The sequence below is a fragment of the Telluria sp. AZSoR62 genome, from assembly GCF_058111565.1.
In genome coordinates, this window is the sequence record NZ_JBYTST010000017.1 from 18,553 (window position 1) to 31,337 (window position 12,785).

Annotated in this window: 9 protein-coding genes; 6 read left to right on the top strand and 3 right to left on the bottom strand. The window is 67.7% G+C overall.

From position 1 onward, the window contains the following. Positions 1-93: 93 nt before the first annotated feature. The 3 genes from AC3XQU_RS20880 (at position 94) to sodC (ending at position 4,319) form a co-directional block, all read left to right on the top strand. Entirely contained in the window at positions 94-2,850 is a 2,757-nt protein-coding gene (locus AC3XQU_RS20880; RefSeq protein WP_489876078.1) for a GAF domain-containing protein, read from the top strand. Between the two features lie 170 nt (positions 2,851-3,020). Then, positions 3,021-3,626 (top strand): PEP-CTERM sorting domain-containing protein, encoded by a 606-nt coding sequence (locus tag AC3XQU_RS20885; protein ID WP_489876079.1) that lies wholly within the window; start codon positions 3,021-3,023, stop codon positions 3,624-3,626. A gap of 171 nt (positions 3,627-3,797) precedes the next feature. Continuing rightward, entirely contained in the window at positions 3,798-4,319 is a 522-nt protein-coding gene (sodC, locus tag AC3XQU_RS20890; protein ID WP_489876080.1) for a superoxide dismutase [Cu-Zn] SodC, read from the top strand. 132 nt (positions 4,320-4,451) lie between these two features. On the opposite strand, the gene AC3XQU_RS20895 is transcribed toward sodC, so the two are convergent. The 3 genes from AC3XQU_RS20895 to AC3XQU_RS20905 all read right to left on the bottom strand — a co-directional run bounded on the left by AC3XQU_RS20895 (position 4,452) and on the right by AC3XQU_RS20905 (position 9,284). Further along, positions 4,452-6,104, bottom strand: coding sequence for a M28 family peptidase (locus tag AC3XQU_RS20895; RefSeq protein WP_489876081.1), 1,653 nt, complete (start codon positions 6,102-6,104; stop codon positions 4,452-4,454). 80 nt (positions 6,105-6,184) lie between these two features. Next, positions 6,185-8,476, bottom strand: coding sequence for a M28 family peptidase (locus tag AC3XQU_RS20900; protein ID WP_489876082.1), 2,292 nt, complete (start codon positions 8,474-8,476; stop codon positions 6,185-6,187). Between the two features lie 145 nt (positions 8,477-8,621). Next, positions 8,622-9,284, bottom strand: coding sequence for an energy transducer TonB (locus AC3XQU_RS20905; protein ID WP_489876083.1), 663 nt, complete (start codon positions 9,282-9,284; stop codon positions 8,622-8,624). Positions 9,285-9,594: 310 nt separating this feature from the next. On the opposite strand from AC3XQU_RS20905, the gene AC3XQU_RS20910 reads away from it, so the two are divergent. Genes AC3XQU_RS20910 through AC3XQU_RS20920 form a run of 3 tightly spaced genes read left to right on the top strand, consistent with a single transcriptional unit; the run spans position 9,595 to position 12,766 of the window. Further along, positions 9,595-10,245, top strand: coding sequence for a response regulator (locus AC3XQU_RS20910; protein WP_489876084.1), 651 nt, complete (start codon positions 9,595-9,597; stop codon positions 10,243-10,245). Positions 10,246-10,250: 5 nt separating this feature from the next. Continuing rightward, positions 10,251-11,261, top strand: a complete 1,011-nt coding sequence (locus AC3XQU_RS20915) for a hypothetical protein (RefSeq protein ID WP_489876085.1) — start codon at positions 10,251-10,253, stop codon at positions 11,259-11,261. Further along, positions 11,258-12,766: a HAMP domain-containing sensor histidine kinase gene (locus tag AC3XQU_RS20920; RefSeq protein WP_489876086.1), complete on the top strand. Its 1,509-nt coding sequence runs from the start codon at positions 11,258-11,260 to the stop codon at positions 12,764-12,766. The genes AC3XQU_RS20915 and AC3XQU_RS20920 overlap by 4 nt, the downstream gene beginning before the upstream one ends. The last annotated feature ends 19 nt before the right edge of the window (positions 12,767-12,785 follow it).

Sequence of the window (12,785 nt, forward strand, 5' to 3'; positions counted from 1 at the left end):
ACTTAACTCATCCGTACGCCGAGCCGGTGTGATGACTGTTATGATCCACTGCTGAGTTATCGTTCTTTTCACACTTTTTACCAATCGAGCAATATGCCCTGGCCCTTTGACGCGACCCCGCATGCGACCGGCGCCACAACCGGTATGTCGGACATGGAACGCCAGATGCGCGCCTTCCCATGGGAGACCACCGCCGTCGGCCCGGTCGCCAGCTGGCCGCACAGCCTGAAACACGCGGTACGCACCGTGCTCGACCTGCGCATGCCGGCCTATCTCGCCTGGGGCGACGACTACGTCCAGTTCTTCAACGATGCCTTCGTGCCCATCCTTGGTGCCAAGCTCGACGGGGCCCTGGGCGATGACAGCCGGAACACGTGGAGCGAAGCCTGGCCGACGCTGCAGCCGATGTGGGAGCAGGTGCGCCGGGGCGCCACCTTCGCCGACGACGAATTCCAGATCATGCTGAACCGTCATGGCTTTGCCGAGAGCTGTTACTTCAGCCACTCGTACAGCCCGATCTATGGCGACACCGGCGGTATCGAAGGGGTGCTGGTGACCGCCATCGAAACCACCAAGGCCGTGATGGGCGAGCGCCGCCAGGCCTACCAGCTGATGCTGGCCGATACCCTGCGCCGCGAGACCGAGTTCGCCCCGATGCTCAAGGCGACCATCCGGCTGACGAGCGAATACTTCACCGGCTCGAAAGTGGCGTATGTCGAGCTCGAGGAAGAAAAACGCAGCTTCGCGGTCAAGGAAGAATGGATGGACGGTGTCGAGACCGGCGGCGCGCATGGCACGCTGCCGCTGGACATGCTCTCGCCGGGCCTGCTCGAGCAGCTGCGCGCCGGCGCCACCATCTGCATCAACGATCTCAGGTCCGATCCCGGCTGCGTCGCCGTCGCCGACCCTTGCCTGAGCCTGGGCATCCATTCGCTCATCGTCATTCCACTCAAGGACGGCAACCGCCTGCACGGCGCCGGCTTCCTGTACAAGGACCACGCCTACCGCTGGACCGAGGACGAGCGCACGCTGGCCGAAGACCTGGCGCGCCGCACCTGGGAAGCGCTGCGCCGCATCCGCGCCGAGGAAGCGCTGCGCGAAGAGACGCGCATGCTCGAGCTGCTCAACCGCGCCGGCAATGCGCTCGCGTCCACGCTGGATGTCGACACGCTGCTGCAGGCGATCACCGACGCCGCCACCGAACTGACCGGCGCCGAATTCGGTGCCTTCTTCTACAACGGCAAGGACGACAACGGCGACGCTTACCTGCTCTATACGCTCAGCGGCGCGCCGCGCGAAGCCTTCGAGCGGTTCGGCCATCCGCGTCCAACCGCGATCTTCGCGCCGACCTTCCACGGCACGGCGCCGATCCGCAGCGACGACATCACCAAGGACCCGCGCTATGGCAGCATGGGCCCGCACCACGGCATGCCCAAAGGCCACCTGCCGGTGCGCAGCTACCTGGCGGCCTCGGTGTATTCGCGCTCGGGCGAGGTGCTGGGCGGGCTGTTCTTCGGCCACTCGCGCACGCACATGTTCGACGAGCGCACCGAGCAGCTGATCACCGGCTTCGTGTCGCAGGCCGCGGTGGCGATCGACAATGCGCGCCTGTACGAGCTGGCCCAGCGCGCCGCGAAGGAACGCGAGGGATTGCTGGCCAGCGAGCGCGCCGCGCGCGCCGAGGCCGAGCGCCACAGCAAGATGAAGGATGAATTCCTGGCCATGCTGGCGCACGAGCTGCGCAACCCGCTGGCGCCGATCACCAACGCGGCGCAGCTGCTCAAGATGCCGAGCGTGGACGAGAACCTGCGCCTCAAGGCCGGCAACATCATCTCGCGCCAGGTGCGCCACATGACCGAGCTGGTGGACGATTTGCTGGATGTGTCGCGCGTCACGCGCGGCCTGGTCAAGCTGGATACCGAACCGCTCGAACTGGACGCGGTGCTGCGCGCCGCCGTCGAGCAGGCGCGCCCGCACATCGAGGCGCGCCAGCACCTGCTCATGGTGGAAGCGCCATCGCGGCCGGTGGTGGTGGCGGGCGACCGCACGCGCCTGGTGCAGGTGCTGGTCAACCTGCTCAACAACGCGGCCAAGTACACGCCGCCGCAGGGCCGCATTACGCTGCGCCTCGAAGCCGGGCTGGATGCGGCGCGCATGATCGTGATCGACAATGGCAGCGGCATGGACGCCAAGCTGCTGCCGCACGTGTTCGACCTGTTCACCCAGGCCGAGCGCACGCCGGACCGCTCGCAGGGCGGCCTCGGCATCGGCCTGGCGCTGGTCAAGTCCATCATCCAGATGCACGGCGGCCAGGTGGAAGCGCATAGCGATGGCCTGAACCTGGGCACCTCGGTGTCGGTGCTGCTGCCGCTGGTCGATGCGGCGGGCGTCCCAAGCCCAACGCAGCTGCATGCGGCGGCGCGCAGCGTGGCGCCCTGCACCCTGACCATCGTCGACGACAACGCCGATGCGGCCCAGTCGCTGGCGGTGCTGCTGCGCGCGCAGGGGCATAGCGTGAACGTGTTCGAGGACGGCGTGCGCACGCTGGCCTCGAGCGAGATCGCCCACACGCATGCCTTCATCCTCGACATCGGCCTGCCCGACATGACCGGCTACGAGCTGGCGCGCCGCCTGCGCCGCGAGCATCCGCAGGCGGTGTTCATCGCGCTCACCGGCTATGGGCAGGAGCGCGACCGCGACCTCTCGAAAGCGGCCGGCTTCGACTATCACCTGGTCAAGCCGGTGGAATTCCGCGCGCTGGTAGACATCCTGGCGCGGTTGCCGCAGTGCGCGCAGGGGCAGGAAACCGGACAGCGCAAGCCGGAGCCGGACGTGGCCGAACTGGCCTGATGCCTGCTGGCGCGTGAGCCTTGCGCGGCCCTGGTGCTGTCGGAAGACTTTACACCCGGGCCGCGCGCCGGGATGCCCTCCGCGCTAAGGCATTGAAATTATGCAATTATTTTATTCTGGCATTATTTTTGCTTCTTATGGGCATCATTGTTCCCAACCGGAAGCACGCCATGTCCATCAAACGCCTGATCACCGCCGCCTGCACCAGCCTGCTCCTCGCCTCGGCCGCCAGTGCCGCGCCGGTGCTGCAATATGCCAGCACGGTCAAGGACTTCAGCTCGCAGTACAGCGCGGGCAGCTGGAGCGCCGCGCAGGTGCTGGGCGCGCCGAATACCTTCCTGTATGGCGACTACGCGACCGCATGGGCGCCGCGTAGCCAGAACGGCACGATGGAATTCATTTCGGTCGGCTTCACCACCGCCGTGTATGCCACCGGCGCGACCATCCGCGAAACCTCGGGCAACGGCTTCGTCACCCAGGTCGACGTGATCGACACCCTGGGCAAGCTGCACACGGTATGGTCCGGCGCCGATATTAGCGTCGCCAACGTCCCCTTCGATTTCAGCATGTCGTGGGCCACGACCTCGTTCCTGGTCTCGGGCCTGAAGGTGTATGTCAACAGCAACCACACCGCCGACTGGGAAGAGATCGATGCGATCCGCCTGGCCGGCGACAGCATTGCGCCGCCGGCGCCGATTCCGGAACCGGCGACCCTGGCGCTGATGGGCGCCGGCTTCGGCCTGCTGGGCCTGGCGCGCCGCCGCCGCAACGTTTAAGCGACGGCCGCGCTGGCGCGGCAAGCATCTGCTTCACCCAACCAGCCGGGCATGTCCCGGCTGGCTGCATTGCGGGCCCCGTCAGCACATCCAGCCGGACGCCCCCGTCCCGGGCGATGGCATACACTTGTTCCGGTTCTCGTTCACTAACCGATTCCCAAGGAGCTAGTCATGAAGATTCGCTGGATCTGTGCCGTCCTGTTGGGCGCAAGCTGCGCCGCCGCCAATGCCGCCGATATGAAGGCCCCCCTGAAGATGGCAACCGAGAAGGGCGAGGGCGCCAGCGTGGGCACCGTCACCATCAGCGAGACGAAGCATGGTCTGGTCTTTACGCCTGCCTTGACCGGGTTGCCCGCCGGCCTGCACGGCTTCCACGTGCACGAAAACGGCAACTGCGGCCCGAACCAGAAGGATGGCAAGACGGTCGCGGCAGGCGCCGCGGGCGGCCACCTCGATCCCGCCAAGACCGGCAAGCACGGGCTGCCATGGGGCGAGGGTCACCTGGGCGATTTGCCGGCGCTGGCGGTCGATGAGAAAGGGGCGGCGTCCAATCCGGTGCTGGCCCCGCGGCTGAAGATGGCGGACGTCAAGGGCAAGGCCCTGATGGTGCATGCGGGCGGGGATAACCATGCCGACCATCCGGCGCCGCTCGGCGGTGGTGGTGCCCGGATGGCGTGCGGGATCATCCAGTAATCGGGCTGCATGAAACAATATTTCATGCGAGATTGCTGCATGAAATAAAATTTCATCCATCGAACGACCCCCGATAGCGAAGGGCGAAAAAAAACCCGGCACTGCCGGGTTTTTCACGTTCCGTAGAACGGCTTACTTGGCTGCCGTGCGCGCCTTGCCGAACGGATCGCCCGCCTTCCACTGCGGCGCCTTCGGCGCATCCGCGACCATGCGGCCCAGGTTCAGCGTGAACTGCGCCTGCTGCACCATGCCGGCCAGGTCCCAGTTCGGATCGTATTCATCCGACACCTGGTGGTAGCGCGCGCGGTAGGCCTTCTGCTTGGCGTCGCTCGCTTCCACATCCTTTACCCAGCCGTGGCCCGCGCCCACCGAGAACGCCGGCACGCCGGCCTTGGCGAAGCTGAAGTGGTCGCTGCGGAAGTAGCCGCCGGCCAGGTCCGGCTTGGCCGCGGCGATCTGCAGGCCCATGCTCTTGGCGGTGGCGGCGGCCATCGCGCCCAGGTCGGTGCGTTCGCTGCCCGGGGTGCTGACGTCCTTGACCAGGCCCACGAAGTTCAGGCTGTCCAGGTTCAGGTTGGCGACGGTCTTTTCGATCGGCCACAGCGGCTTGGCGGCATAGGCGGCGCTGCCCAGCAGGCCCTGTTCTTCGGCCGCGACCCACAGGAACATCTGGCTGCGCTTGGCCGGATTGCGCACGGCTTGCTCCGCCATCGCCAGCAGGGCGGCGGTGCCCGATGCGTTGTCGACGGCGCCGTTGAAGATGGTGTCGCCTTCGCTACCCTGCTTGCCCATGTGGTCCCAGTGCGCGCTGTACACCACGACTTCGTCCTTGAGCTTCGGGTCGGTGCCCGGCACGATGCCGGCCACGTTGAATTCGTTCAGCGTGCGCACTTCGGCGCGCGCCTCGCCCTTGACGCGGGCGTTCAGCACCACCGGCTTGAAGGCCTTGTCCTCGGCCGCGAAGCGCAGCTTGTCGAGGTCCTGGCCGCTTGCTGCGAACAGCTTGCGCGCGGTGGCGTCGGTCATCCAGCCCTGCAGGCCGGTGCCCAGCTTGCCCTCGGCCAGCTGGAAGCGCTCGGCGGCGGCCCAGCTGTTCTGCACCACGCTCCAGCCGTACGAGGCCGATGCGTCGGTGTGGATCAGCAGCACGCCGGCGGCGCCCTGGCGCGCGGCTTCTTCCAGCTTGTAGGTCCAGCGGCCGTAATAGGTCAGGCCGGCGCCGTTGAAGCGCTTTGGCTCGGCGGCCGTCGGCGCCGGGTCGTTCACCATCATGACGATGACCTTGCCCTTGACGTCCATGCCCTTGAAATCGTCCCAGCCTTCTTCCGGCGCGTTGATGCCGTAGCCGACGAACACCATCTCGGCGTCGAGGGTGTGGTCGGCCTTGGCGTCGCCCGGGCCCCAGACCCAGTCTGCGCCGAACTGCAGCGGCAGCGCCTGGCCGCCGGCCATGATGGCGAGGTTGCTCTTCTGCGGCAGCGAGCGCACGCCCGCGATCTTCACCGGCTGGCGGAAGCTGCCGTTGTTGGCCGGCTGCAGGCCCGCGGCGGCGGCTTGCGTTTCCAGATAGGTGACGGTCAGTTCGCCGCCGCGCTGCCCGGTACCGCGGCCTTCGACGGCGTCGGACGACAGGAAGGCCAGGTGGGCGCGCAGCGGCGCTTCCTTGACGGTCGCGGCTTGCGCGGACTTGGGCGACTTGGCTGCAGCGGTGGCGGCGGCCGGATAGGCCAGGGCCAGGCTGCCCGCGAGGGCGGTGAGGACAACGGAGGAGACGATCTTGTGCATGGAATCCTGCTGCGTAAATTAATCGAATGGACATGACGCCAGGGGTGCCCGGCGTGCATCGGCCATTGTATGCCAACTGCTCAGTAAAACCGCAGCACGTCCGAGGAGATTGTCATGCCCGTTCCCGGCATGCGCGGCGGGGCGCCGGGCGGCAGCAGGTGGGCCGGCAGCCCGGGCATGCGCTCCTCGACCACGATCGCCAGCAGGTCCTCGCCCTTGGCCTCGAAGGTGAAGCGCAGCAGCTGGTCTTCCATCCCGTACAGCGACATCGACCAGCCGCCTTCGCTGGTGCTCAAGACCCGCCCGTTCATGACCGAGCGCAGCGGCTTGGTGCCGGCCGCCCACAGCTCGATGTGCGGCGCCCGGTTCTTCGAGCGCAGAGTGAATTCGACCTGGCGGGTGCTCGGCTTCGCGTTGGTCCAGGCCAGGGCTGGGTTCTTGAGCAAAAAGGCTTCGGGGAAGGCGATGCGGTCGTCGCGCGGCGCGACCGCATACCATTGGCGCGGGCTGTGCCAGCCGAAGACGTCCACATGGATCGCAGGCTGGGCCAGGTCCGGAAACAAACCCTTCGACCAGGCGTCCAGCGGCTGGGGCGGCAGCAGCCAGTAGGCGCGCCAGCTGTTCATGTCCTTGAAATACAACAGCCGGTCCGGCTCGACGGCTGGACGTTCCGGCGGCGCGACCGCACCGGAGACGGAAACGGGCAGCACCGCGCAGCCGGCGAACACCAGGGCCAGCGCCGGCCCGGCCACGCGCCCGACCGGCAACAGGAGCAACATGCTCGCAAAGCACAGCATCAGGATGGCGATCACCAGGGCCGGCACATACAGTCCCTGCGGGGCGAGGGCGGTCCAGGCGTCTGCCAGCGAGGGCGGAAACAGCAGCAATGCCGGCAGCAGTCCCGCGACGACGATCCCCAGGCGGCCCCACACGCCGCGGGCAGCCTGCAGCGCCGTGAAGGCGCCGAGCGCCGCCGCCAGCGGCCACGCCAGCAGGTAGGCCGAGGCAGGCGCCACCAGCAGCACGGCGACCAGGGCCAGTGCAATCCACGTCATCGCCCCGAGGAAGACCGCCACGCCGCCGGCCAGCCAGCGCAGCAGGTAGAGGGCGCCGACGAACAGGCAGCCGTACATGAGGGCAAACACCAGCGCCGGCTCATGGCTGGCGGCCCGCGTCAGCGCGGCCACTTCGTCGCGCCGCTCCCACAGGCCCATGCGCGCCGCCAGCAGGACCAGCGCGATGCCGAAAAAGCCCTGTACCAGCGGCGCGACGGTGGTGTCGGATTGGGCCAGTGCGCGCCGGTAGCCGCGCACCAGCAGCGTGCAGCTCAGGACCGCAAGTACCCAAGACAGGAGCGCCGAATGGCGTACGCTGCCAAGGATCGGCAGGTCGAAATAGCTGTGCGCACCACGGGCGCCGCGCGCCAGCGGTGCGTCGCCGAAGTGGCGCGCCAGGCGCAGCATCGTGTCGCCCAGCGTGGCCAGCATGGCCGGGTCCAGGCGCTGCGGCGTATCGAGCACGCGCTCGCCATCGAAGCGCAGGCTGGTGTTGGCCATCAGCAGGACAGGGGCGTCGAGGCTGGCCAGGGGGCCGATGCGCAGCGTGTCGGGCAGCAGCTTGACCAATCCTGCCACCAGCGACGTGCCCCCCATGCCCGGTGCGGCGCCGGCGAGACCGCGCAGAACCTCGCTGCCGGCGCCCGCAGCGTCATACAGCACCAGCGGCCCGCCGCTGCCGGCCGCGTCGAAGCGCAGCGCCAGGCCCACCTGCTGCGCCCATGGATGCGCCGTGAAACCCTGGGCGCCGAGCGCCCCGACGTTCTCGCCATCGGCAAACAGCAGCACGATGTCGTTGGCCGGCGCCCGGCCGGCGCGCAGCACGCGCGCGGTTTCCAGCAGCGCCGCCACCTGCGCGCCGGAACGCGCCGCGCCCAGCGTGGTCTTGCCGGTGTCGTAGTGGGCCGCGAGCAGCAGTGCGGGGCGCCGCATGCTCTCTGGAGCGCTGCCCGGGATGCGCACCAGGATGTTGTGCACCACGCCCACGGTCACATGCCTGCCGCCCCAGTACTGGATGACCGACTTCTGCACGGTGGTTTTCTGGACCAGCGGCGCCAGCCCCATGCCGCGCAGCTGGCCCAGGATGTAATCGCGCGCCCTGGCATTGGCCTGGGTGGCGATCGGACGCGGTTCGCTTGCCAACACCGCCACATGGCGCAGCATGCGATCGAGCTGGGGCGGGCCGGCAGGCAGGGACGGGGGCTTGGCAGGGGCGATGGCCAGCCAGGCCAGCGCGGCAAGGGTCAGGCAGGCGGCCGCCAGCGCGGCCAGGCCGAGGGCGCGCGGCGGCGTCCTCGAGGATCCAGCGGTAAGCATCTTCTCTCTCCATTTTTTGGTGTTGTTGTCGGTGCTGCGGGTGTGTCGGCGGGCGGCCTCCTGAGAAAAAAGCGAAACTGCAGGCGAAAAAAAGCCCGCCAGGCTGGGAGCTGGGGCGGGCGAAGAGGGGAAAACGCGGTACGGCTTACTCGAGGGTCCAGACGTAGGCGATCTGCGCCCAGCCGGCTTCGGCGACGCCGCCGTTCATGGCCGGCTTGAACTGGCACAGGCTCAGGGCATTGACCGCGGCGCGGTCCAGGTCACGCGAGCCGCTCGACTTCTGCACCCGCGAACCCTGCACCCGGCCGTCGGTGCCCACCATCAGCGCCAGCGTCACGGTGCCGGTCTCGCCGTTGCGGGCCGCATTGACCGGGTATTCCGGCTTGGCGCAGCCATTGGCGTCGGCCAGCACGGCGCTGCGCATCTCGCCCGGATTGCTCTTGGTGGTCGGCGGCGCGGGCGGGGCCTCGTTCTGCGCAGGCAGGGCCGGTTCCGGCTCTGGCGCGGGCTCGGTGCTGGCCTGGATCGGGTCTTCCATCGGCGGCGGGGTCGTCTCGACCTCCTGCTTCGGCACGACGATGTCCGGCTTGGTGACCTTCTGCTGCGGTTGCGGCGGTTCCGGCGGCGGCGGCGGCGGGACTTCCGGCTGCATCCAGACGATCTTGTCGTCGATCAGCGCGGGCAGGCTGATGGTCTTGGTGTTCATCATGTTGACCATGCCCACGGCCACCAGGGCGTGCAGGCCGGCCACCAGGGCGAACTTGCCGGCCTTGCCGCCCGGAGCATCATTGATTTGCGAGAAGTGCATGGCGATCTCCTTTTTTTGTCGTTCGGCGAGGGGGGCGCAGAACTTTTTACTTCAGGAAAGATATGCATCAGACAGCTAATGGAATCAATATATGCTAGGGCCTAGCAAGATGTAAAGCGATTTCGTAGTAAATTTGATTCCATGTGTAAGTGTTCGAGTGCCAGATCAGGAGGAGCAGTGGACACTCGCGTCGTGACGCGTTGTATGAAATAATCCTCCTATCACCCGCACCCTTTCCGTCAGTTGGCACACATAGGTGCCAGAACTTGGTAAGCGAATGTAAGCGGGCCTCAAGACAGGAGCAAAAGTGGTGTCCGAACAGAAAAAACCGATACGTGTGATGCTGGCCGACGACCATCCCATCGTCATGACCGGCTTTGCCATGTCGCTGGAAGCGGCCGGCATGCAGGTGGTGGGCCAGGCCAAGACCCCGAGCGAGGCGGTGGCGCTGTATGCGTCGCAGCAGCCCGACGTGGTCATCCTCGACATGCGTTTCGGGACGGAGCTCACCGGCCTCGATGCCGCGCAGAGCATCCTGAAGGACGACCCGCGCGCCAAGATCATCTTCCTGAGCCAGTTCGACCAGGACAGCCTGATCAAGGAAACCTACCGCATGGGCGCGCACGCTTTCGTCACCAAGGATTGCGACCCGTCAGACCTGGTCACCGCGGTGCGCCACGCCCACGACGGCAAGCTGTACTTCCTGCCGCAGATCGCCTCGCGCCTGGCCAGCATGGCCGTGCGCGGCGACGTCACGCCGCAGTCGCAGCTGGACGAACGCGGGCTCGAGATCTTCAAGCTGATGGCCGAGGGCATGACCAATGCCGAAATCGCCGAGAAGCTCGATTTGTCGACCAAGACCATCAGCAATATCAGCCAGTCGATCAAGGAAAAGCTGGGCGTGCACCGCCAGGCCAACATCACCCTGCTGGCCGTGAAGCACGGCCTGATCGAACCGTAACGCCCATGCTGCTCCCGACGCTCCTGCGCACGGCCTGCGCCGCGCTCGCGCTGCTGGCCGGCGCCGCGCAGGCTGCCCCGCAGGACGTGGCCAAGGACGCCGAGGTCACGGGCTTCCGCTTCCAGATCGTCACCGGCGACGACAGCGAAGTCACGCGCCGCATCGCCGAAGACCTGTACAAGCGCCTGGTGCCCACCTTCGCTGCCTTCCGCACCGAACTGGGACAGCGCCGCCGCATGCTCTACGTGGCCATCGGCCCGGTCGCCTTGCGCGACGCGGTGGCGCGCCGCTGCGACTGCGTGGTCATCTCGGCTTTCACGTCGAGCCAGGTCTGGCGCGCGGTGACCAAGTCCGCCCCGGGCCGCGCCGCCTCCATGACCGCCGTGTATGCCGAACCGGCGCCGGCCGACCAGCTGCGCCTGGCCGCGCTGCTGTACGGGCGCCCGGTGCGCGTGGGCGCCATCCTCGGGCGCGACACCGCTTTCCTGCGCCCGACGCTGGAGAGCGAAGTCGACGTGCAGCCGCTGGCGCTGGGCGACGACATCAACCACACGCTCAACCGCATGACGCGCTCCGAAGTGCTGCTGGCGCTGCCCGACGGCGACGTCTACAACCCGGAGAACGTGCGCAACATCCTGCTCTCGACCTACCGCCGCAAGCAGGGCGTGATCGGCTTCTCGGCCGACATGGTCAAGGTCGGCGCGCTGGCCACGACCTATTCCGAGATCGAGGACATCAACACCCAGGTGGCCGAGATCGCGGCCAGTTTCGTCGCCACCGGCGAACTGGCCCCGCCCCAGTTCCCGCGCTACTTCCGCACTTTGGTCAATGAAGGCGTGGCGCGCTCGCTCGACGTGCGCGTGACCGACAGCGCGCGCAAGTTTGCCCGCGCGCCGCTGCGTTCCGGTGCGCCGCTGCGCGCGCCCGCGGTCGCGCCCTCGGTGACCCCGCCGATCCTGCCCCCGGCGGCGCCTGCGCTGGCCGTGCCCCTGGTCCCGGTGGCGCCCAAGCCATGACGATGCGCTTCTGGCGCGGCTGGAGCATCGGCCGGCGCATGACCTTCATCACCATGCTGCCGGTGGCCTGCCTGTTCACGTCCTTCGTCTGGTACTCGTGGTATTCGCACCGCTCGCAGGTGGCCGAGGAGCTGTCCGAGCGCGGCCGCATCCTGGCGCGGGCGCTGGCCGAGACCAGCGAATACAACGTCATCTCGGGCAACCTGTCCGACCTGCGCCTGACCATCAACGGCCTGGTGCAGTCCGACAGCAGCCTGTATCGCATCGAAGTGGTGGGCGTGGACGGCACCCATGCCGTGCGCGTCGATTCCGAGTCGGCCATCGACGCCCAGCCGCATTACTACGAGGCGCCGATCAAGAAGCAGGTGGTGTGGATCAACCTGTTCACCGACAACGGCACGCCCCACGTCTCGGCATCGAGCCTGCTGCGTCCCCCGACCCTCACCACCGAGGTGGTCGGCTGGGTGCGGGTGACGATGTCGCCTTCGAACATGATGGCCAAGCAGACCCGCCGCTTCCAGTTCGAGCTGGGCATCGCCGCGCTGGCGCTGGCCGCCAGCGGCATCCTGGCCTGGGTACTGGCGCGCTCGCTGACCGTGCCGCTGCGCGAAGCCATCGGGGCCCTGAGCCGCATCCGCAACGGCGACTTCCGCGTGCACCTGCCGGTCACCACCGGCGGCGAGGTCGGCGAACTGCAGGCCTCGATCGGCGAGATGGCGCTGGCGCTGGACGAATCCAAGCGCGACCTGGAGAACAAGGTGGCCGAGCGCACCCGCGACCTGCTCGCCTCGCGCAACGAGGCGCTGCGCGCCGACGCCGACAAGCGCAAGCTCATTCAAAAGGTGAACTCGATCATCGAGGACGAGCGCAAGAGCATCGCGGTCGAGATCCACGACGAACTCAATGCCTCCCTGATCGCCGCGCGCCTGGAAGCCCAGGCCATCGGCGCCCTGGCGGCCAAGGCCGTGCCGTGCCCGGAGATCGACGAGATCGGGCGCAAGTCGCAGGCCATCACCAAGCTCGCGCTCGACCTGTACGCCAACGGCCGCCGCCTGGTGCGGCGCCTGCGCCCCGAGGTGCTCGACATGCTGGGCCTGCACGGCGCGGTCGAAGAGATGGTGCGCCACTACGACAGCGGCTCGGGCTGCGGTTTCGAATTCTACGGCGAGGGCGACTTCTCGCGCCTGCCCAACGAGCTGGCCATCTCGGCCTACCGCATCGTGCAGGAAGCCCTGTCGAACATCATGAAGCATGCCCAGGCCACCTCGGCCCAGGTGCGCCTGGTGCTCGACGAAGGCGCCCAGACCCTGCGCATCGTCGTGGCCGATGACGGCAACGGCTTCGATCCGGCCAGCGCCTCGGAAGGCATCGGCATCATCGGCATGCGCGAGCGCGTCTACGCGGTGCACGGCGTGATGGACGTGCGTTCCAGCCCGGGCGGCGGGACCGTGCTGGCCATCACGTTGCCGCTCACCGCGCCGGTCGCCGTGCCGACCATCCAGTAATCAACCCAACATCAAGCAA